The organism is Actinomadura litoris (assembly GCF_009733595.1).
GTDB classification, from domain to species: Bacteria; Actinomycetota; Actinomycetes; order Streptosporangiales; family Streptosporangiaceae; genus Spirillospora; species Spirillospora litoris.
Genome location: NZ_WOFH01000002.1, coordinates 1 through 19,993, shown reverse-complemented (window position 1 = coordinate 19,993; position 19,993 = coordinate 1). Strand labels below are relative to the sequence as shown.

Sequence of the window (19,993 nt, the reverse complement as noted above, 5' to 3'; positions counted from 1 at the left end):
CGATGCCGCGGAGGCGGAGCGCGCCCGGCCCGGGGCACGCGTTCCCGGTGTCCCGGCGCGGCGGTCCGAACGCCTCGGCACGCCGACGGCCCGATGGCCCGACGCGGGCCGGTCCGTTGGGTGGCCGTATTCGGTCAGGGGTTGTAGTGAGGGGTTGGGAGGTTTGGCGGGGCCGGGTGGGGGTGGAGGGACGCGGGTGTCCTTCGCGGGCGGTAGCGTTGGGCGGCGTGCCCGCCCCTGATCTGCTGACCGGCAGCGATACCCGGATTCCCGAAATGACGGCCCTGCTGTCCGCGGCCGTGGAGGCCATCGGCGGCGCCACGCGTCCCGGCCAGGTGGACATGGCGCGGGCGGTGGAGAAGGCGATCGGGTCCGGTGAGCATGTCGCGGCCCAGGCGGGCACCGGCACCGGGAAGTCGCTGGCCTACCTCGTCCCGGCGATCCGGTACGCGGTGGAGAAGCAGACCACGGTGGTGGTCTCGACGGCGACGATCGCGTTGCAGCGGCAGCTCGTCGACCGGGACCTGCCCAGGCTCGCCGAGGCGCTCGGGCCGATGCTCGGGACGGAGCTGAAGTTCGCGATCCTCAAGGGCCGCCGCAACTACCTGTGCCTGCACCGGGTGCAGACCGGCGTCCCGGAGGAGGACGAGCCCGGTCAGAGCCTGTTCGACCCGCAGCAGCTCTCCGCGATGGGACGGCAGGTCAAGCGGCTCAACGAGTGGGCCGAGGAGACCGGCACCGGGGACCGCGACGAGCTGGTGCCCGGGGTCAGCGAGCAGGCGTGGCGGCAGGTCGCGGTGACGGCGAAGGAGTGCCTCGGGGCGACGCGCTGCCCGCAGGGCACCGAATGCTTCGCCGAGCTGGCGCGGGCGGAGGCGGGTGAGGCGCACATCGTCGTCACCAACCACGCCCTGCTGGCGATCGACGCGCTGGAGGAGTTCCAGGTCCTGCCCGAGCACGACGTGGTGATCGTGGACGAGGCGCACGAGCTGGTCGACCGGGTCACCTCGGTCGCGACCGGGGAGCTGAGCGCGGCGGCCGTGGAGACGGCCGCGCGGCGGTGCGGGCGGCTGATCGAGGAGGCCACCGCCGACCGGCTCAAGGAGTCGGCGGAGGGGCTCGGCATCCTGCTGGAGGATCTGCCCGCCGGGCGCATGGACGTCCTGTCCCCCGCTCTCGGCACCACCATCACCGTCGTGCGGGACGCGGCCCACGCGTGCATCACGGCGCTCGGCCCCGACAAGAAGGAGAACGACCCCGGGGACATGGCGGCGCGCAAGGCCGCGCGCTCCTCGCTGGGGGATCTGCACGACACGGCGGTGCGGCTGCTGGAGGCGTTCCAGCCGGAGATCGCGCAGCGGTTCGACGTGGTGTGGCTGGAGAAGCCGTTCGTCCCGGAGGGGCGCCCGAAGCGTCCTCCGGCGCTGCGGGTCGCGCCGATCGGGGTGGGCGGCCTGCTGCGGACCACGCTGTTCGAGCGGCGCACGGCCGTGCTGACGTCGGCGACGCTCACGCTGGGCGGGTCGTTCGAGCCGCTGGCCCGGCAGTGGGGGCTGCCGCCGCTCGCCGAGAACGGTTCGCGGGACGCCAAGGCCGCCGCCGAGGGCCTCGCCCGCACCGCGACGAAGGACGGCGAGGACGGCAAGGAGCTGACATGGTCGGGTCTGGACGTCGGCTCCCCGTTCGACCACCCGAAGGCGGGCATCCTGTACGTGGCGCGGCATCTGCCGCAGCCGGGACGTGACGGGCTCGCCGACGCCTACCTGACCGAGATCACCGAGCTGATCGAGGCGGCGGGGGGCCGGGCGCTCGGGCTGTTCTCCTCGATGCGGGCCGCCCGGCAGGCCGCCGACGAGCTGAAGGACCACCTGTCGCATCCGCTGCTGTGCCAGGGCGAGGACTCCACGTCCCTGCTGGTCAAGCAGTTCGCCGAGGACGAGCGGACGTGCCTGTTCGGCACCCTGTCGCTGTGGCAGGGGGTGGACGTGCCCGGCCCGTCGCTGCAACTGGTGATCATGGACCGGATCCCGTTCCCGCGTCCGGACGACCCGGTCACCTCGGCCCGCTCGCGGGCGGTCGCGGCGCACGGCGGCAACGGCTTCATGGCGGTCGCCGCGACGCACGCCGCGCTGCTGCTGGCGCAGGGCGCGGGGCGGCTGCTGCGGTCCATGGACGACCGCGGCGTCGTCGCCGTCCTCGACCCCCGGCTGGCCACCGCGCGCTACGGCGGGTTCCTGAAGGGGTCGCTGCCGCCGTTCTGGGCCACGACCGACCCCGAGGTCGTGCGCGGCGCGCTCCGGCGCCTCGACCAGGCCGCGACCGCCTGACCTCAGCGCCGGTAGGTCTGGAGGAACTCGCCGATGCGGCCCACCGCGTCCTCCAGGTCGTCGGCGTACTGGAGGGTGACGACGCGGAAGTGGTCGGTGGAGGGCCAGTTGAACCCCGACCCCTGGACGACGAGGAGTTTCTGCTGCTCCAGGAGGTCGAGGGCGAAGCGCATGTCGTCCTCGATCGGGTACATCTCGGGGTCCAGGCGCGGGAAGACGTACAGGGCGCCCTGGGGCCGGGCGCAGCTCACGCCGGGCAGGTCGTTCAGCAGCTTCCAGGCGCGGTCGCGCTGCTCGCCGAGGCGGCCCGTCGGCAGGACGAGGTCGTCGATGCTCTGGTGGCCGCCGAGCGCGGCCTGGACGGCGTGCTGGCCGGGGACGTTCGGGCACAGCCGCATGTTGGCGAGGATGTCCAGGCCCTCGATGTAGGACTCGGCGTGCTCCTTCGGGCCCGACAGCACGACCCAGCCGGCGCGGAAGCCCGCCACCCGGTAGTTCTTGGACAGCCCGCCGAAGGTGAGGCAGAGCAGGTCGGGGGCCAGCGACGCGATCGGGACGTGCTCCGCGCCGTCGTAGAGGATCCGGTCGTAGATCTCGTCGGCGAGGATGATCAGGTTGCGGCGGCGGGCCACCTCGACGACGCGGGTGAGGACGTCGCGGGAGTAGACGGCGCCGGTCGGGTTGTTCGGGTTGATGATCACGATCGCGCGGGTGCGGTCGCCGATCTTGGACTCGATGTCGTCCAGGCTGGGCTCCCATCCGGCGTCCTCGTCGCACAGGTAGTGGACGGGGGTGCCGCCGCACAGCGACGTCGCCGCCGTCCACAGCGGGTAGTCGGGCGCCGGGATCAGCACCTCGTCGCCGTCGTTGAGCAGCGCCTGGAGGGTCATGACGATCAGCTCGGACACGCCGTTGCCGAGGTAGACGTCCTCGACGTCCACGCCGGTGACGCCGCCGTCCTCGCAGCGCTGCACGACGGCGCGGCGGGCGGGCAGGATGCCCTTGGAGTCGCTGTAGCCGTGCGCCTCGGGGAGGTTGCGGATCATGTCCTGGAGGAGTTCGGGCGGGGCCTCGAAGCCGAACGGGGCCGGGTTGCCGATGTGCAACTTGAGGATCTTGTTGCCCTCGGCCTCAAGCCGCTTGGCGCGCTTGAGCACCGGTCCCCGGATGTCGTAACAGACGTTGGCCAGCTTGCCCGACTGGTTGACCTGCATGGGGACACCCTATCCGCGCGCGGCCGGTGACCCCGGGGGGGTGATCCCCGGGGTCACGGGCCGGCCTCACACCGAGGCGATCGCGGACAGGATCCCCAGCCGCGCCGCGCGGCGGGCCGGGCGGATCGCGGCGAGCGCGCCCGCCACGGTCCCGACCACCGCGATGATCGTCACCTGGACGGCCTGCGGCGCGAACGGGTTGCCGAGCGCGGTGCCGAGCCCCCAGCCGAGGAACAGCCCGAGGCCGAGGCCGCCGGCCGTGCCGAACAGCGCGACGATCACCGACTCCCACCGGATCATGGACCTGACCTGCGGACGGGTCGCGCCGACCGCGCGCAGCAGGCCGAGCTCGCGGGTCCGCTCGTGCACCGACAGCGACAGCGTGTTGGCGATGCCGAGCAGCGCGATGACGATCGCGAGGATCAGCATCCCGTAGACGACGCCGATGAAGCCGTTCATCTCCTCGGTCTGGCGGGAGACGAAGGCGTCCCGGGTCTCCACCTCCGGCGCGCCGTAGGGCTTGGCGAGCGCGGTGAGCGCCTGCCTCACATCGCCCGCGGACGCGCCGGGCCGCAGCTCGACGAACGCCATGAGGTCGAGCGGCTGCCGGGTGTGGGCGTTCCAGACCGTCCTCGGCACGAGGTAGTCGCCGACCAGGTCGGCGTTCTCGTAGACCGCGCCGATCCGCAGCGTCTGGCGGGCGCCGTCGGCGAACTGCACGCCGACGGCCGACCCGGCGCGCCACCCCTTGTCGTCGGCGACCTTCTTGGACACCGCGAACGCGCCGGGGTCGGCGAGGCTGCCCTGCCGCACGTCCAGGTCGAGGACGCGGCGCAGCGCGGACGGGTCGCCGACGTGGACGCCCGCGTTCTTCCCGTCCACCCGCATGTTGCCGTTGCCGAGCCCGGCGGCGTTCTGGATCTGCGGGAGGCGCGCGGCCTGCCCGGCGAGGGCGGTGCTGAACCCGGCGGTCTCGTTGCTGCCGCCGTCCACGACGATCGCGCCCTTGAACGACCCGGCGACGCCGTCCTCCAGGTTGGCGCGCAGCGAGCCGATGAACACCGTCAGCAGCGTGACGACGCCGACGCCGATCATCAGCGCGGTCGCGGCGCCTGCGGTGCGGGCGGGGCTGCGGCCGGCGTTGTCGCGGGCGAGCCGCCCGGAGACGCCGCGCAGCCGGGCGGCGGGCCCGCCGGCGAGGGCGGCGACCGGGCGGGCCGCGACCGGCCCGAGCACGACCATCGCGACGACGGTGAGCACCGCGCCCGCGGCGGCCATCGCCGTCTGCTCGCCGACCGCGCCGAGGACCACGGTGCCCGCGGCGACCGCCGCCAGCACGCCCCCGACGATGACCCGCGTGTCGGACGGGCGCCCCGCCTCCACGGCCACCTCGCGCAGCGCGGCCAGCGGCGGGACCCGCGACGCCTTGAGCGCGGGGCCGAGCGCGGCGACCAGCGTCACCGCGATCCCGACCGGCGCCGCGATCAGCACCGAGGTCGCCGACACGACGAGGCCCTCCATCGCGATCCCGATCTTGAGCTGGGTGAACAGCTGCCGGAGCAGGGCCGCGAACCCGTAGCCGCCCGCGAGCCCGGCGAGCGTCGCGGCGCCGCCGACCACGAGGGCCTCGACGCCGACGAGCGTCACGACCTGGCGGCGGCCGGCGCCGAGGGCGCGCAGCAGCGCCGACTCGCGGGTCCGCTGCGCCGTGGTGATCGCGAACGTGTTGTGGATGCTGAACGCCGCGACCAGCAGCGCGACGCCGCCGAACGCGCCGAGCACGATCCGGAACACGCGCAGGAAGCCGTCCTCGACCATGGTCATGCCCTCGTCGACCTGCGCCTTGCCGGTGACGGCCTCGGTGCCGGGGGCGAGGACGGGCCTGACCCTGGCGGCCAGCTCGTCCTGGCCGACGCCGTCCGCCGCGCGCAGCCACACGCCGGTGACGAGGCCGGGCGTCCGGGTGACGTGCCGCCGCGCCCCCTCCAGGCTGAAGGCGGTGAACGAGGTCTCCCCGAAGGCGTCCTGGTCGCCGAACCTGCTGATGCCGACCACCGTGACGGCGACCCGGTCGGGGGTGAGCACCGCCGTCCGGTCGCCGACCTTGAGCTTGCCCTTGTCGGCGAACATCTTGTCGATGACGACCTCGTCCGGGGCGCGCGGGGCGCGGCCCTCGGCGAGCCGGTACGGGTTGAGCTTGGGGTCGGTCATCCAGTTGCCCGCCGTGCGGGGGCCGCGCGACTGGATCGTCGTGCCGTCCTTGGCGAGGAGCTGGCCCGAGCCCTGGATGTAGGGCTCGGCGTTGGCGACGCCGTTCACCTTCCTGACGCGCTCCAGGACGGACGCGTCGATCTCCCCGCGCGCGCTCCACGGCGCGTCGCTGACGCTGGTCGAGTTCCTGATACTGACGTCGGTCTCCCCGTAGGCGCGGGAGAAGTAGCCGTCGATGCTTCCCGCGAGCGTGTCCCCCAGGACGAGCGTTCCCGTCAGGAACGTCACGCCGAGGAACACCGCGATCAGCGAGCCCGCCAGGCGCCGCTTGCGGCCCCACAGCTCCTTCAGGACGATGCCGATCATGAGTGGTCCCCCAGCCCGCGCATGCGGTCCAGCACCCGGTCGGGCGTGGGCGCGTCCATGACGTCGACGATCCGCCCGTCGGCGAGGAACACGACCGCGTCGGCGCGCGCCGCCGCGACCGGGTCGTGGGTGACCATCGCGACGGTCTGGCCCAGGTCGTCCACGGCCTCGCGCAGGAGCGTCAGCACCTCGGCGCCCGTGCGGGAGTCGAGGTTGCCGGTCGGCTCGTCCGCGAACACGATCCGCGGGCGGGTGACCAGCGCCCGCGCGAGCGCCACCCGCTGCTGCTGCCCGCCCGACAGCTCCGACGGCCGGTGCGTGAGCCGCTCCCCCAGCTTCAGGACGCGCACCACCGTGTCGAACCACTCCCGGTCCGGGCTCGTCCCCGCGAGGGTCATCGGCAGCGTGATGTTGTCGCGCGCGGTCAGCGTCGGGAGCAGGTTGAACGCCTGGAACACGAACCCGATCCGCTCGCGCCGCAGCCGGGTGAGCGCCCGGTCCGACAGCGCGCCGAGCTCCTGGTCGCCGACGTAGACCTGGCCGGAGGTCGCCGCGTCCAGGCCCGCCACGCAGTGCATCAGCGTGGACTTCCCGGCGCCGGACGGGCCCATGATCGCCGTGAACCGTCCGTCCGGGAACTCCACGCTGACCTCGTCCAGCACGCGGACGGCCATGTCGCCCGTGCCGTACACCTTGCTGAGCCGGACCGTCTTGGCCCCTCCCCGGCCCCTCTTCTCGTCGTTGGTCGCTTGCCTTGCCTGTGCCGCGTTTGCCATGTCCGGGATCGTGTCGCCGGGACGTGCCGCGCGTCGTCGGGCCAGGAGAGGTACCTGTGCTGCGCCTCCGGGTGTGCGCGCCCCGCCCCGGCTACGCCCCGCGCGGTACGGCCGGGAAGATCGAATCAGACGCGGCGTCCAATTGTGACCGGCGCAACATACATGCAGGCTTGCTTGCTTGTTTGTGCGCTCGTACCGTCGGGGTTGTGCCAGTGAGACGCCGCCGCCACGGCGGGAGCCGCCGTACCCAGGAGGAACGCCGCTCCCGGACCCAGGCCAGACTCCTCGACGCCACCATGGACTGCCTGGTGGACCTCGGCTGGTCCGGCACGTCCACCACCGAGGTGGCGCGCCGCGCCGGGGTGTCGCGCGGGGCGCAGCAGCACCACTACCCGACGAAGATGGTCCTGGTCGCGGCGGCGCTGGAGCACCTCCTTGAGGCGCAGCGGCTGGCCTACGAGCGGGCCTTCGCGGTGCTCCCGGCGGAGCGGCGCGACGTCGCGGGCGCGCTCGACCTGCTGTGGGAGGTGTTCCGCGACAAGCCCGCCAAGGCGCTGACCGAGCTTGCGGTGGCGGCCCGCACCGACGACGAGCTGCGCCCGCTCTGCCGCGACCTCAACGAGCGCGTCCTCCAGGTCATCGTGGAGACGTTCGAGCGGCTGTTCCCCGCGAACACGCTCACGCCGGAGTTCACCGACAGCGTCCTGCGCGGCGTGTTCGCGATGTTCGTCGGCCTGTCGGTGCAGAACGCGCTGGACGACGACGAGAGCGGCCACCAGGAGGCCGTCCTGCGCACGCTCAAGGACTTCGCGCGCCAACTCGTCCCCGAGCCCGGCGCCTCCCCCACCGCCGCGTCCACCGCCGTCCCCACCAGGACCTGAAGGCCCCCGACACAGCAGCCCGGCGACGGCGACGCCGCCCGTACCAGCCCCGAGGGAGTCCGACATGCCGAAAGCCCCCACCGAACTCGCCGACGAGGTCCGCGCGCAGGTCACCGACGCGAAGTCCTACCTCGGTGTCATCGACCGGCTGAACAGGGCGTCGGTCGACAAGCACTGGGAGGCCTACGCCGACATCCCGTGGGAGGACCCGGAGTTCGCGGTCGACAAGAACGATCCGCGCTGGGTGCTGCCGCCGTTCGACCGGCTCGGCGAGACCGCCTGGTACCAGGCGCAGCCGCCGGAGGTGCAGGCCCAGATCGGGCTGTGGCGGGTCGCGACCGCGATGAAGATCGGGCTCCAGTTCGAGAACCTGCTGAAGCGGGGCCTGCTCAACTACGCCTACCGGCTGCCGAACGGCCGCCCGGAGTTCCGGTACGTCTACCACGAGACGACCGAGGAGTGTCACCACGGGATGATGTTCCAGGAGTTCGTGAACCGGACCGGGATGCCGATCCGGGGCATGCCGCGCTCGCTCAGCCTGATCGCCCAGGCCGCCCCGTGGATCCCGCTGATCAACACCGAGATGTTCTTCGTGTTCGTGCTCGGCGGCGAGGACCCGATCGACTACGTCCAGCGCAAGTCGCTGAAGGGCGGGCACATCAAGCACCCGCTGGAAGAGACGATCATGAAGATCCACATCGCGGAGGAGGCCCGGCACATCTCCTTCGCCCGGCACTACCTCCGGCACCGGGTGCCCGCGATGAGGCCGCTGCGCCGCCGGATCCTCGGCGTCGCGACCCCGGTCGTGCTCGGCGTGATGGCGCGGATCATGCTGGCCCCGCCCGGCCCGATGGTGCGGCACTTCGGCATCCCGAAGGACGTGGTGCGCGCCGCGTACCGGAGCGAGGCGTCGCAGGCGGAGATCTCCAACTCGGTGGGCAAGATCCGCGACCTGATGGCCGAGCTCGGCGTGGTCGACCCGGTCAACCGGCGGATCTGGAAGGCGTTCGGGATCTGGGACGAGCCGCGGACGCGCCGCGCCGTCGAGCCGTCGGGCGGGGCGCGCGCATGAGCGTCGCGATCGTGACCGGGGGCGCCTCGGGCATCGGCCGCGCCATCGCGACCTCGCTGGTGGCGCGCGGCGACACCGCCGTCGTCGCCGACATCGACGCCGCGGGCGCGCGGGCCGTCGCCGACCGGCTGAACGGCCTGCGCCGCGGCACGGCGGTCGCCGCGCCGCTCGACGTCACCGACGCCGCCGCCGTCGCGGCGCTGTACGGCGCCGTGCGGGACGAGCACGGACGCCTCGACCTCGTGTTCAACAACGCGGGCATCGCGATCGGCGGGCTCGCCGAGGAGCTGGCGCTCGACCACTGGAACCGCGCGATCGACGTCAACCTGCGGGGCGTCGTGCACGGCGTCCACGCCGCGTACCCGATCATGCTGGAGCAGGGGCGCGGGCACATCGTCAACACCGCCTCGCTCGCCGGGCTCGTCCCGATGCCGGCCGGGATCCCCTACACCGCGACCAAGCACGCGGTCGTCGGGCTGTCGCTCGGGCTGCGCGCCGAGGCGGCCGGACGCGGCGTCCGGGTCAGCGCCGTCTGCCCGAGCTTCGTCGACACGCCGCTGCTGCGCAACATCAACCCGGACCTGCCGGAGACGCCGCTGAGCGGCGACGCCGCGGACGACATCGCGCGCGCGGCGCCGCGTCCCTACACGACAGGCAGGCTGGCTCGCGACATCATGCGGGGCGTCGCGCGCAACCAGGCGCTGATCGTGGCGCCCGCGTACGGCCGGGCGGCGTGGCGCGGCGCCCGGCTGAGCCCGGCGGCCGCCGTCCGCGTCGCGCAGTTCGCCGTCGGCCGCATCCGCGCCGGACGGTGAGCGTTCACGGCCCGGCGAGGCAGGGCCGGTCGAGCCGGTAGCCCTTCGCCGTCGGGCCCTCGGTGAAGTCGGTGAGCACCTTGAGGCCGGAGAACTCGTGCTCGTCCGGCCGGGAGAACACCGTCTTGCGGAACGCCGAGTCGTTCGGCGTGCCGGAGGAGTTGCCCGCCTCGGACGGCAGGATGCCCTCGTAGTCGACGTAGGTGATCTCGCGGACCGCCGCGAACAGGCCCGCGCGGGTCAGGTCCTTCTTCTGGACCGCCCGCTGCAGGGCCGCCTTCAGCGGATACGACAGCGCCCACCCCGAGACGAGGTTGTCGTCGGGCTCGGTCCGGCCGACCGCCTGCCGCATCGCGGTGTGGCCCGGCGAGTCGGTCGCGTACGGCTTCCACGGCGCGACCTGGAGGTAGCGCGACTTGATCGCGCTCGCGGACGGGTCGCGCAGCATGCTCCGGTCCCACGTCGGGTTGTCGCCGATGAAGCGGCCCCGGAACCCGGCGTCGACCGTCCTGCCGATGATGGAGGCGGCGTCGTCCGGCGACGTCGTGAGCACGACGAGGTCGGGCTTGCGCGTCATGATCGCCTGCACGGCGGCGTTCTGCACCGCCGCGCCCTGCGTGGTCGGGACGTCGGTGAAGGACAGCCCGCGCGCCCGCGCGCCGATCCGCGCGCCCGCCGCCGCGTCGTCGCCGTAGTCGCCGGTGTAGTGGATCGCCATCACGCTCTTCGCGCCGTACTCGTCCGCGCCGTAGTCGACGGCGTTCATCGCCTCGAAGCAGTAGGAGGAGCCCGACTCGACGATGTCGTCCTCGAACTCCCAGCGCGAGGTCCAGGAGACGGGCAGCGCGATCATCTTCTTCGCGCGCAGGTCGCCGAGGATCGCGTCGGTCTCGGGCGAGCCGAACGTCTGCGCGAGCGCCAGGACCCTGTCCTTCATCTCGTCGTACGCGCGGACGTGCGCCTGCGGCTGGTAGTGGTTGTCGCGGACGTAGGTCACCACGTCGATGTCGTAGCCGCCGATGCCGCCCTGCCGGTTGACGCGGTCCCAGAACGCGCGCTGCGCCTTGGTCACCGCCGACCCGAGCGCCCGGAACGGGCCGGTGGTCAGGTCGGAGATGGTGCCGAGGTAGATGCAGCCGTGGTCCTTGTTCACGGCCTCGGGGCACGGCTTGTCGGTCACCCCGGGCGCGCCCGCCTCGACCCGCCCGTCGCCCGAGCCGCACCCGGCCGCCGCGACCACCGCGAGCAGGGCCGCGCTCGCCATCAGGGCCTTGAACCTCGGCAGGCCGCGCCGGTCATAGCGCACGGAGACCATCGATCACTTCCTTGAGGAGACGCGGGTCGGGGCGCCCGGTGGCGGTCGCGGCGGGCCGGTCCACCGTCACCAGCGCCCGCCGCAGCAGGTCGCTCAGCAGCACGCGGACCACCCCGACCGGCAGGCTCAGGTCGGCCGCCAGCTCGGCCACCGACCGCGGCCGCAGGCACAGCTCCAGGATCCGCTCGTCCTCGGGCCCGAGCGTGCTCGGATCCGGCATCGGGACCTCGGCGGTGGTGACGATCGCGATGAGGTCGAGGTCGTCCGCGCCGCTCTGCCGCGTCCGGCCGCCGGCCACGGCGAAGGGACGCACGACGGGCCCGGCCATCTCGTCGACCCACAGGTCGTCCGGCTCGTCGGGCATCACTCACCGCCCGGCCCTGGGGGCGGCGTCTCCGGGGCCCGGCCGTCGCCGTCGCGCTCGGACTCGGCGTCGTCCTCCCGGCCGCGCCGCCAGCCGCTCTGCATCGTCGACATCAGCCTGCGCGCCGCCTCGGGCGAGCGCTCGACGGGCGTCTCGCCGGACTCGCCGGGCGCGGCCGCCCTGAGCTGCGGGGCGATGTTCTGCTGCCGCCGCCTCCGCGGCAGCCCGCCCGGTCCGGTGCCGGGTCCGGCGTCGTCCTCGCGGCGCGAGGGCAGGACGGTCGGCGCCGCGGGCGCGAGCTTGGGCGTCACCGGGGCCCGCTCCCCCGCCGGCTCCATCGTCGTGCGGGAGACGGCCACCAGCGGCCGGTACTCGCCCGAACCGCCGGCGGGCGCGCCCGGGTCCCGCGCCGCGTCCTGCGCGTCGACGACGAGCGCGTGCGGGATCAGCACGATCGCGATCACGCCCCCGTACGCCGAGGAGCGCAGCGACACGCGGATGCCGTGCCGCGCCGCGAGCCGCGCGACGACGAACAGCCCGAGCTGCACCGAGTCGTCCAGCTTCAGCTCGGGGTCGGTGGCCAGCAGCCGGTTCAGCCGTGCGATCTCCTCGCGGGTGAGGCCGAGCCCGCGGTCCTCGATCTCGACCGCGAAGCCGTGCGCGACCTCCCCGCCGGTCACCCGGATCCGCGTGGTCGGCGGGGAGAACGCGGCGGCGTTCTCGACCAGCTCGGCCAGCAGGTGGATGGTGTCGGCGACGGCGCGGCCGGACAGCGCCGCCCGGCCCATCGGGACGACGTCCACCCGCGTGTAGTCCTCGATCTCCGAGGCCGCGGCGCGCGCCACGTCCATCAGCCGGACGGGATGCCGCCAGCTCCGCCCCGACGGGCGCCCGGACAGGATCACCAGACCCTCCGCGTGCCGCCGCATCCGGGTCGCGAGGTGGTCCAGCTCGAACAGCGCGGCGAGCGCGTCGGGGTCCTCGGTCCCGCGCTCCATCGCCTCCAGCCGGCCGAGGAGCCGCTGGAGCAGCGACTGGTTGCGCCGCGCGAGCGTGACGAACACGTCGTTGAGCCGCTTGTGCGCGGCGGCCTCGCCGGAGGACGCGCGGATGACGGCGCGGCGCGCCTCGGCGAACGCCTTGTCGATCCGGCTGATCTCGGTGACCGTGAACCCGGTCTGCGGCGGCGCGGCGGCGAACCGCGCGAACCAGGCGGGCGGTCCGGTCGGCTCGTCCTCGCCCGGCTTGGGCGGCTCCGCGGGCTTGGCCTCCCCGGCGGGCCTGGGCTCCGCGACGGGCCTGGACTCCGCGGCGGGGACGATGTCCTCGTCCGGGACGGGTTCGCCGCGGCGGGCGCGCTCGGTGATCGCGGGCAGCCGGTCCCGGGTGAAGGTCGTGACCGCGTCGGCCATCTCGCGGCTCTCGTGGATGACGCGCCGCGCCATCCGCACCGCGACGACGACCGCCACGACGACGGCGAGGAGACCCAGGCCGCCGGTCAGGTACAGCCGGAGCAGGACGGCGTCCGCCTTCTGCGCGGCGCGGTCGGCGGCGGCCGAGCGGATGCCGGACGACAGGCCGGCGAGCTGGGTGTTCACGGTCTCGATCGAGGTGTGCCACGCGCCGATGTCCACCGGCGGGCGCCCCTGCGCGGCGCCGGCCTGCATCAGCTCGTCCTCCAGCTTGCGGAACTCCACGAACGCGGCGCCGGACACGATCGCGTCGTAGCGGACGCGGTCGCCCGGCGGCAGCGCGCGGGTCGAGTCGTCGTAGAGGAACGCGCGGGCGCCCACGAGCTGCACGAGCCGCAGGTACTCGGAATGGCTGATCTTGCGTGCCGCGAGCGCGCCGGTGACCAGCGCGTCCTCGCGGGACATGCTCTCGCGGGCCCGCTCCAGGCCGAGCAGCAGCCGGGTGTCGCGGACGATCCGGACGTCGTCGGAGCGCGGCTCCTCATAGATCTCGGCCGCCCGGTCGATGAAGGCGGTGTAGCGGCCGAGCGCCTCCGAGCGGTCGATGAGCCGCTTGTCGACCGAGGTGCGCACCGCCTCGATCTCGCCGAGCGAGGCCGCGAGGTCGGCCATCCGCTCGCGGGTGCGCCGCGCGGCGGCGCCCCGGACCGACGGGTCGGAGGCGGCCGCGCGGAACGCCGCGCGGGTCCGGTCGGTCCGCGCCCGCTGGGCGTCGAAGCCGGACCGGCCGATCGTCCGGTCGTCGCCGAGGTAGGACAGCGACATGCGGCGCTCGTCCTGCAAGGCGGCGATCATGGCGTCGGTGGGCTTGATGACCTTGTCGGTGAAGGTCCGGGTCCGGGTCTGCCGGAGGGTGTCGCCGAGCGTGGCCGCCGCCGTGAAGGCCCACAGCAGGATCAGCGCCGCGACCGGCGGGACCAGCAGGAACACGATTTTCGTCCGTACCGACCGCGTCCGCCTGGCCATCACGTCTCCCCGCCGCCGCGTCCGTCGCTCACCCCTGGCCGCCCCCTGTGATGCAGCTCACCGTCCCGCGGGAACCGTAGTGCCAGCGGCCGCACGGGCTCGTCTGATTTGTCGCGAAGGCCGAGATTGTTACGACGGCGTTATCGTCATGATTGCCGATCGGCAAGGGCGGGAATCGGGCGGGGCGACCGGCCTCCGTCGGGCGCGCGACGGGCGGTCAGCCGGAGGCCGCTCCCCCGCCGTCCGCCGGTTCCACCTTCGGGTAGTGCAGGTCGAACGCGGGCCGCTCGGAGCGGATCCGCGGGATCGCGTCGAAGTTGTGCCGGGGCGGCGGGCACGACGTGGCCCATTCCAGCGAGTTCCCGTAGCCCCACGGATCATCGGCCCGCACCCGGACGCCGTGCCGCGCCGTCCGGTACACGTTGTAGAGGAAGAACAGCGTGGAGACACCGAGGATCAGCGCGCCCGCGCTGGAGACGCGGTTCAGCGCGGTGAACTCCTCGGGATAGTCCGCGTACCGGCGCGGCATCCCCCGCGCGCCCAGCCAGTGCTGGACGAGGAACGTCGTGTGGAAGCCGACGAACAGGAACCAGAAATGGACCTTGCCCAGCCGCTCGTCCAGCATCTTCCCGGTCATCTTCGGCCACCAGAAATAGAAGCCCGCGAACATCGCGAACACCACGGTGCCGAAGACGACGTAATGGAAGTGGGCCACCACGAAGTAGGAGTCCTGCACCTGGAAGTCCAGCGGCGGCGACGCCAGGATCACCCCGGTCAGCCCGCCGAACAGGAACGTCACGAGGAATCCCACCGCGAACAGCATCGGTGTCTCAAAGCTCAGCGTGCCCCGCCACATCGTCCCGACCCAGTTGAAGAACTTCACCCCGGTCGGCACCGCGATCAGGAACGACATGAACGAGAAGAACGGCAGCAGCACCTGGCCCGTGGTGAACATGTGGTGCGCCCACACCGACATCGAAAGGCCCGCGATCAGGATCGTCGCGCCGACCATGCCGAAATACCCGAACAGCGGCTTGCGGCTGAACACCGGAATGACCTCGGTGACGATCCCGAAGAACGGCAGCGCGATGATGTAGACCTCGGGATGGCCGAAGAACCAGAACAGGTGCTGCCAGGTCAGCGCCCCTCCGTAGGCGGGGTCGAACACGTGCGAGCCGAACCGCCGGTCCGACTCCAGCACCAGCAGCGCCGCCGCGAGGACGGGGAAGGCCATCAGCACCAGCAGGCTGGTGAAGAAGATGTTCCAGGTGAAGATCGGCATCCGGAACATCGTCATGCCCGGCGCCCGCATCCCGATGATCGTCGTGATGAAGTTGACACCGCCGAGGATCGTCCCGAACCCCGACAGCGCCAAGCCCATGATCCACATATCGGCGCCGATCCCCGGCGAGCGGACCTCGCTCGTCAGCGGGGCGTAGGCCGTCCATCCGAAACTCGCCGCGCCGCCCGGCGACAGGAACGCCGCGAAGACGATCAACCCGCCGAACAGGAAGAGCCAGTAGCTGAGCATGTTCAGCCGGGGGAAGGCCACATCCGGCGAGCCGATCTGCAACGGCATGATGACGTTGGCGAACCCGACGAACAACGGCGTCGCGAACAGCAGCAGCATGACGGTGCCGTGCATCGTGAAAAGCTGGTTGAACTGCTCGTTGCTCACGATCTGCTGCCCCGGCGAGGCCAGCTCCCCGCGCAGCACCATCGCCATCAGCCCGGCGAGCAGGAAGAACGCGAACGATGTGATCAGATACAGATACCCGATCACCTTGTGGTCGGTCGTGGTCACCCACGACACCAGTACCGAGCCCCGAGGGCGCGCGGGGGCGGGCGCCTCGGGGAGTTTGCGGCCGAGAAGGACCATTGCCGGTCTCCCTGCGTGCGGCGGTCGCCACCACTATTCGCCCGTGCGGGGAGTCAGGCAAGTGGCCGAATAGGCTGGTGTGCGTGGAACGCATACTGGTCAGCTCTTGCCTCATGGGAAGGCCCGTCCGATACGACGGGAGAGCCAAGCCCATGGAGGCGGGCCTCTTCGGACGCTGGCGCGCCGAGGGGCGCCTCGTCCCGTTCTGCCCCGAGGTGGCGGGCGGCCTGCCCGTCCCCCGCCCGCCCGCCGAGATCGTCGGGTCCGGCTCGGTCCTGGACGGCACGGCCCGCATCGTCACCGCCGCCGGCGAAGACGTGACGGACGCCTTCCTGCGCGGCGCCCGCCTCGCCCTCGACGCCGCCCGCCGCGCCGGGGCCCGCGTCGCGCTGCTCAAGGAGGGCAGCCCGTCCTGCGGCAGCCACCGCGTCTACGACGGGACGTTCACCGGCACGCCGATCCCCGGCGCGGGCGTCACCACCGCGCTCCTGGAGCGCTCGGGCATCAGGGTCTTCAGCGAGGACGACCTGGACGCGCTGGAATCCTTCCTCATCTCCCTGGAGAGCCCGCGGGCTCACCCGGACGGCCCCGAGCCTGCTCCTCGGTGAGCGGCCCGGCGGGCAGCGGACCCGCGGCGCCCGCGCGCAGCCCGTCCAGGTGGAAGGCCAGGAAGCGGCGCCAGGCGTCCGGGGCGACGTCCGCCGTCTCGCGGATGACCTGCGACATCGCCCACATCAAGGGCGCCATGTCCTGCGCCTCGAAGTCCTCCCGCAACCCGGCGCCCCGCGCCCGCTCGATGATCTCCACCAGGTGCACGAACCCCCGGTGGCAGGCCCCGCTCAGCTCCGGGGAGGCCGGGTAGCGCCGGGCGAGCACGTCGTTGAGGCCGCGATCGCGCGCCTGCAACGCGAACAGGCCCTCGACGAACAGCACGAACCCCTTCCAGGGGTCGGCCTCGGCGAGCGCCGCGTCGGCGACCTGCTCCAGCGCCGCCAGCCGCACCGGGAAGATCGCGTCGATGAGGTCCCGGCGCGCCGGGAAGTGGTTGTAGAGCGTGCCGATGCTGACCTCCGCCCGCCGCGCGACCTCCTCCAGCGGCGCGTCCAGCCCGCGCTCGCCGAAGACCTTCGCGGCGGCGGCCAGCAGCTTGTCCCGGTTGCGCGCCGCGTCGGCCCGGGGGGCACGGCTCGTCCTCGCCATGGGCTCATTCTACGAACTTGAGGTCACCCTCGACTTTCGGCTAACTTGAGGTCATCCTCAATTTTGAGGGCACCCTCAACTTAACGGAGGCACCCATGCCCACGACCGTCGTCATCGGAGCGGGCCCCGGGCTCGGCATGTCCGTCGCCCACCGATTCGGCCGCGAGGGCCACGAGATCGCGCTGATCTCCCGCAACGCGGGCCGCCACCCCGGCTACCTCGCCGCGCTGGACGCGGCGGGCGTCAAGGCGACCGCGCACCGGGCCGACGTCCGCGACCGCCCCTCGCTGCTCGCCGCCCTGGACGCCGCCGCCGGACACCACGGCTCCATCGACGTCGTCTACTACGGGCCGGGCGCCGCCGACCCGGACGCCGTCCCCGCGTCCATCACCGCGACCGACGTGGCGTCGGCGAAGGAGGCGATGGGCTGGATCTACCCCGCGATCGACGCCGTCGGCGCCGTCCTGCCGCGCATGCTGGAGCGCGGCGACGGCGGCCTCCTGTTCGCCGGGGGCCTCAGCGCCGTCGTCCCGGTCCCCGCCCTCGGCAGCCTCGCGATCTCCTCCGCGGCGCTGCGCAACTACGCCCTCACCCTGCACGCCGGCCTCGCCGACCAGGGCGTCTACGCGGGAATCCTGACGATCGGCGGGCTGATCGAGCGCGGCGACATCCACCGCATGATGACCGCCATGCCCGGCCCGCTCCCCGCGGGCACCCTCGACCCCGACGCCCTCGCCGACGCGGCCTGGACCCTCTACACAGACCGCGACGCCCCCGAAGCGACCTTCAACGCGCTCCTCTGACGCCGCCGACGGTAGGAGTATCACGGCCCCCTTACGGGCTCCTCCCAGGCGTGATCGGCGCCTAGTGTCGAGGGCATGGACGGCGAGAACCTGCTGGGACAGTTCCTCCGCGCCCGGCGCGCGCTGGTACGGCCCGAGGACTCGGGACTGCCCGTCGGGGGCCGGCGCCGGGTGGCGGGGCTGCGCCGCGAGGAGGTCGCGATGCTGGCGGGCGTCAGCACCGACTACTACGTCCGCCTGGAGCAGGGCCGCGAACGGCACCCGTCGGCGCAGGTGGTGGACGCGCTCGCCCGGACACTGCGCCTGGCCGCGGACGAGACGGCGCATCTGCACCGCCTCGCCCACCCGGCACCGGTGCGGCGGCGTCCGCGCGTCCGCCCCGAGCGGGTCAGCCCGACCCTGCTCAGCATGATGGACGGCTGGCACCGCACCCCGGCGATCGTCCTCGGCCGCTGCCTGACCGTCCTCGCGCACAACGCGCTGGGACGGGCCCTGTTCGACGGGCACACCTACAGCGACGACCTCGTCCGGCTCGTGTTCCTCGACCCGGACGCGCGCGGGTTCTACCCGGACTGGGAGCGGGTGGCGGTCAACACCGTCGGCGGGCTCCGCTCCGCCGCCGGGACCGACTACGACGACCCCCAGTTGATCGAGACGGTCGGCGAGCTGTCGCTGAAGAGCGAGGACTTCCGCCGCCTGTGGGCCCGCCACGACATCCGCCAGAAGACGCACGAGACCAAAAGGTTCCGGCATCCCCTGGTCGGGGAGCTGACGCTCGACTACGAGTCGCTCACCGTCAACAGCGCGCCCGGCCAGCAGCTGGTCGTCTACGAGGCCGCCGCGGGCAGCCCGTCCGAGCAGGCGCTGTCCCTGCTGGGCAGCCTCACCGCGGGTGAGGCGACCGGATCCGCGCCGACGGAGAACACCCCGGCCGGCGACCACTGATCACCCACTCCCGCACGACCCCGGGCCGACCCATGCCCTAGATCGCATCCGCACATCAGAGAAGGACATTGCGCATGAGCACGAACTCCCCCGTCTGGTTCATCACCGGTTGCTCGACCGGTCTTGGACGGGCCCTGGCCGCCGCCGTCCTCGACCGCGGCCGGCGGGTCGCGGTCACCGCCCGCGACCCGCGCACCCTCACCGACCTGGTCACCGGCCGCGAGGACCGCGCCCTCGCCCTGGCGCTCGACGTCACCGACACCGGCCAGATCGCAGCGGCCGTCAAGGAGGCCGAATCCGCCTTCGGACGCATCGACGTCCTGGTCAACAACGCCGGATACGGCTACCTCGCCGCCGTGGAGGAGGGCGAGGACGACGAGGTCCGCGCGCTGTTCGACACCAACGTCTTCGGGGTGGTCGACATGACCCGCGCCGTCCTGCCGGGCATGCGCACCCGCAGGAGCGGCCACATCGTCAACATCTCCTCGCTCGGCGGCCTGGCCGCCTTCGGCGCCACCGGCTACTACCACGCCACCAAGTTCGCCGTCGAAGGGCTGTCGGAGTCCCTCGCGGCCGAGGTAGCTCCCCTGGGCATCAAGGTGACGATCGTGGAACCGGCCGCTTTCCGCACCAACTGGTCGGGCCCGTCCATGCGACAGTCCCGCACCACGATCGACGACTACACCGACACGGCGGGCGCGCGGCGCACAAGCACCCTCGCCACCTATGGCAAGCAGCCGGGAGACCCCGTACGGGCCGCGAGCGCCATCATCGACGCGGTCGGCTCCGACGAACCCCCGCTGCGGCTGCTGCTCGGCAAGACAGCCTTCGACATCGCCACGGCCAGGCTCGACACCCTCAGGACGGGCTTCGATGCCTGGCGGGACGTCACCCTCAGCGCCGACTACCCGGAAGACTGACCCCGGTGCCGGCGCAAATACCCCAGAAATGAGAAAGGGCCCCGCCATGAGGCGGGGCCCTTTCCAACAATGAGTCCGGCGGCGTCCTACTCTCCCACACAGTCCCCCATGCAGTACCATCGGCGCTGAGAGGCTTAACTTCCGGGTTCGGGATGGGACCGGGTGTTTCCCTCTCGCCAAAACCACCGAACGACCAACCCCAACACCCCCACAACAACCAGGGGTGCGGGAAACTCATCGTCCGAGACCAGGCTCGAAACATTCACTTATCAAAGACCAACGGGTTCCCGTTTGCTTTCCGGGAACCACACAGGGACGCGAACACCACACAGCGACATGCCTTGAACGTATTGTGTGGTCAAGCCACTCGGCCTATTAGTACCGGTCGACTCCACACGTTACCGCGCTTCCATCTCCGACCTATCAACCCGATCATCAACCGGGGGCCTTACCCCACCAAAGTGGGA

General features: G+C 72.6%; 16 protein-coding genes and 2 rRNA genes. 8 read left to right on the top strand and 10 right to left on the bottom strand.

Going from position 1 to position 19,993, the window contains the following annotated elements; all coding sequences use genetic code 11:
* The first annotated feature begins 275 nt into the window (after window positions 1-275).
* A complete protein-coding gene (locus GNZ18_RS04575) occupies window positions 276-2,327 on the top strand; it encodes an ATP-dependent DNA helicase (protein ID WP_173390682.1) in 2,052 nt (683 codons plus the stop codon).
* A gap of 2 nt (window positions 2,328-2,329) precedes the next feature.
* Here GNZ18_RS04575 and GNZ18_RS04570 read toward each other — a convergent pair whose 3' ends face one another.
* The 3 genes from GNZ18_RS04570 to GNZ18_RS04560 all read right to left on the bottom strand — a co-directional run bounded on the left by GNZ18_RS04570 (window position 2,330) and on the right by GNZ18_RS04560 (window position 6,894).
* The gene (locus GNZ18_RS04570) at window positions 2,330-3,541 is read right to left on the bottom strand and encodes a pyridoxal phosphate-dependent aminotransferase (protein WP_156214875.1); all 1,212 of its coding nucleotides are present in this window, start codon (window positions 3,539-3,541) and stop codon (window positions 2,330-2,332) included.
* Window positions 3,542-3,607: 66 nt separating this feature from the next.
* Complete coding sequence (locus tag GNZ18_RS04565; RefSeq protein ID WP_156214874.1) at window positions 3,608-6,118, bottom strand: ABC transporter permease; 2,511 nt, start codon at window positions 6,116-6,118, stop codon at window positions 3,608-3,610.
* Entirely contained in the window at window positions 6,115-6,894 is a 780-nt protein-coding gene (locus tag GNZ18_RS04560; protein ID WP_156214873.1) for an ABC transporter ATP-binding protein, read from the bottom strand. The genes GNZ18_RS04565 and GNZ18_RS04560 overlap by 4 nt, the downstream gene beginning before the upstream one ends.
* A gap of 206 nt (window positions 6,895-7,100) precedes the next feature.
* On the opposite strand from GNZ18_RS04560, the gene GNZ18_RS04555 reads away from it, so the two are divergent.
* The 3 genes from GNZ18_RS04555 (at window position 7,101) to GNZ18_RS04545 (ending at window position 9,662) form a co-directional block, all read left to right on the top strand.
* Window positions 7,101-7,775 carry a TetR/AcrR family transcriptional regulator gene (locus GNZ18_RS04555; protein ID WP_308166129.1) on the top strand — a complete coding sequence of 225 codons (675 nt, stop codon included), beginning with the start codon at window positions 7,101-7,103 and terminating at the stop codon, window positions 7,773-7,775.
* 64 nt (window positions 7,776-7,839) lie between these two features.
* Complete coding sequence (locus tag GNZ18_RS04550; protein ID WP_156214872.1) at window positions 7,840-8,847, top strand: AurF N-oxygenase family protein; 1,008 nt, start codon at window positions 7,840-7,842, stop codon at window positions 8,845-8,847.
* Window positions 8,844-9,662 carry an SDR family oxidoreductase gene (locus GNZ18_RS04545; protein WP_156214871.1) on the top strand — a complete coding sequence of 273 codons (819 nt, stop codon included), beginning with the start codon at window positions 8,844-8,846 and terminating at the stop codon, window positions 9,660-9,662. Before GNZ18_RS04550 ends, GNZ18_RS04545 begins: the two co-directional genes overlap by 4 nt.
* Before the next feature lie 4 nt (window positions 9,663-9,666).
* On the opposite strand, the gene GNZ18_RS04540 is transcribed toward GNZ18_RS04545, so the two are convergent.
* From GNZ18_RS04540 to ctaD, 4 genes are all read right to left on the bottom strand, one after another.
* Window positions 9,667-10,977 (bottom strand): ABC transporter substrate-binding protein, encoded by a 1,311-nt coding sequence (locus tag GNZ18_RS04540; RefSeq protein WP_156214870.1) that lies wholly within the window; start codon window positions 10,975-10,977, stop codon window positions 9,667-9,669.
* Entirely contained in the window at window positions 10,958-11,341 is a 384-nt protein-coding gene (locus GNZ18_RS04535) for a DUF742 domain-containing protein (RefSeq protein ID WP_156214869.1), read from the bottom strand. The genes GNZ18_RS04540 and GNZ18_RS04535 overlap by 20 nt, the downstream gene beginning before the upstream one ends.
* A complete protein-coding gene (locus GNZ18_RS04530) occupies window positions 11,341-13,779 on the bottom strand; it encodes a sensor histidine kinase (RefSeq protein WP_156214868.1) in 2,439 nt (812 codons plus the stop codon). The genes GNZ18_RS04535 and GNZ18_RS04530 overlap by 1 nt, the downstream gene beginning before the upstream one ends.
* 217 nt (window positions 13,780-13,996) lie before the next feature.
* Window positions 13,997-15,658 carry an aa3-type cytochrome oxidase subunit I gene (gene ctaD, locus GNZ18_RS04525; protein ID WP_156214867.1) on the bottom strand — a complete coding sequence of 554 codons (1,662 nt, stop codon included), beginning with the start codon at window positions 15,656-15,658 and terminating at the stop codon, window positions 13,997-13,999.
* An 83-nt stretch (window positions 15,659-15,741) separates the two neighbouring features.
* Between ctaD and GNZ18_RS04520 the strand changes: the two genes are divergently transcribed.
* The gene (locus GNZ18_RS04520; protein WP_312874298.1) at window positions 15,742-16,266 is read left to right on the top strand and encodes a 2-thiouracil desulfurase family protein; all 525 of its coding nucleotides are present in this window, start codon (window positions 15,742-15,744) and stop codon (window positions 16,264-16,266) included.
* Here GNZ18_RS04520 and GNZ18_RS04515 read toward each other — a convergent pair.
* A complete protein-coding gene (locus GNZ18_RS04515; RefSeq protein WP_156214866.1) occupies window positions 16,208-16,858 on the bottom strand; it encodes a TetR/AcrR family transcriptional regulator in 651 nt (216 codons plus the stop codon). The two genes, GNZ18_RS04520 and GNZ18_RS04515, sit on opposite strands and share 59 nt — an antisense overlap.
* A 95-nt stretch (window positions 16,859-16,953) precedes the next feature.
* Here GNZ18_RS04515 and GNZ18_RS04510 point away from each other — a divergent pair, with 95 nt between their 5' ends.
* The 3 genes from GNZ18_RS04510 to GNZ18_RS04500 all read left to right on the top strand — a co-directional run bounded on the left by GNZ18_RS04510 (window position 16,954) and on the right by GNZ18_RS04500 (window position 19,526).
* Window positions 16,954-17,661, top strand: a complete 708-nt coding sequence (locus GNZ18_RS04510; RefSeq protein WP_156214865.1) for an SDR family NAD(P)-dependent oxidoreductase — start codon at window positions 16,954-16,956, stop codon at window positions 17,659-17,661.
* A 75-nt stretch (window positions 17,662-17,736) separates the two neighbouring features.
* Window positions 17,737-18,606 carry a helix-turn-helix transcriptional regulator gene (locus GNZ18_RS04505; RefSeq protein ID WP_156214864.1) on the top strand — a complete coding sequence of 290 codons (870 nt, stop codon included), beginning with the start codon at window positions 17,737-17,739 and terminating at the stop codon, window positions 18,604-18,606.
* Window positions 18,607-18,680: 74 nt separating this feature from the next.
* Window positions 18,681-19,526 (top strand): oxidoreductase, encoded by an 846-nt coding sequence (locus GNZ18_RS04500; protein ID WP_156214863.1) that lies wholly within the window; start codon window positions 18,681-18,683, stop codon window positions 19,524-19,526.
* A 73-nt stretch (window positions 19,527-19,599) separates the two neighbouring features.
* Here GNZ18_RS04500 and rrf read toward each other — a convergent pair.
* Window positions 19,600-19,716, bottom strand: a 5S ribosomal RNA gene (gene rrf / locus GNZ18_RS04495).
* Between the two features lie 164 nt (window positions 19,717-19,880).
* Window positions 19,881-19,993, bottom strand: a 23S ribosomal RNA gene (locus GNZ18_RS04490); the annotation flags it as partial.

Excerpts from the sequence above, each read along its gene's own strand:
- GNZ18_RS04575 (WP_173390682.1), top strand. The coding sequence starts at position 276 with ATGACGGCCCTGCTGTCCGCGGCCGTGGAGGCCATCGGCGGCGCCACG.
- GNZ18_RS04570 (WP_156214875.1), bottom strand. The coding sequence starts at position 3,541 with ATGCAGGTCAACCAGTCGGGCAAGCTGGCCAACGTCTGTTACGACATC.
- GNZ18_RS04565 (WP_156214874.1), bottom strand. The coding sequence starts at position 6,118 with ATGATCGGCATCGTCCTGAAGGAGCTGTGGGGCCGCAAGCGGCGCCTG.
- GNZ18_RS04560 (WP_156214873.1), bottom strand. The coding sequence starts at position 6,894 with ATGGCAAACGCGGCACAGGCAAGGCAAGCGACCAACGACGAGAAGAGG.
- GNZ18_RS04550 (WP_156214872.1), top strand. The coding sequence starts at position 7,840 with ATGCCGAAAGCCCCCACCGAACTCGCCGACGAGGTCCGCGCGCAGGTC.
- GNZ18_RS04545 (WP_156214871.1), top strand. The coding sequence starts at position 8,844 with ATGAGCGTCGCGATCGTGACCGGGGGCGCCTCGGGCATCGGCCGCGCC.
- GNZ18_RS04540 (WP_156214870.1), bottom strand. The coding sequence starts at position 10,977 with ATGGTCTCCGTGCGCTATGACCGGCGCGGCCTGCCGAGGTTCAAGGCC.
- GNZ18_RS04535 (WP_156214869.1), bottom strand. The coding sequence starts at position 11,341 with ATGCCCGACGAGCCGGACGACCTGTGGGTCGACGAGATGGCCGGGCCC.
- GNZ18_RS04530 (WP_156214868.1), bottom strand. The coding sequence starts at position 13,779 with ATGGCCAGGCGGACGCGGTCGGTACGGACGAAAATCGTGTTCCTGCTG.
- ctaD (WP_156214867.1), bottom strand. The coding sequence starts at position 15,658 with ATGGTCCTTCTCGGCCGCAAACTCCCCGAGGCGCCCGCCCCCGCGCGC.
- GNZ18_RS04515 (WP_156214866.1), bottom strand. The coding sequence starts at position 16,858 with ATGGCGAGGACGAGCCGTGCCCCCCGGGCCGACGCGGCGCGCAACCGG.
- GNZ18_RS04510 (WP_156214865.1), top strand. The coding sequence starts at position 16,954 with ATGCCCACGACCGTCGTCATCGGAGCGGGCCCCGGGCTCGGCATGTCC.
- GNZ18_RS04505 (WP_156214864.1), top strand. The coding sequence starts at position 17,737 with ATGGACGGCGAGAACCTGCTGGGACAGTTCCTCCGCGCCCGGCGCGCG.
- GNZ18_RS04500 (WP_156214863.1), top strand. The coding sequence starts at position 18,681 with ATGAGCACGAACTCCCCCGTCTGGTTCATCACCGGTTGCTCGACCGGT.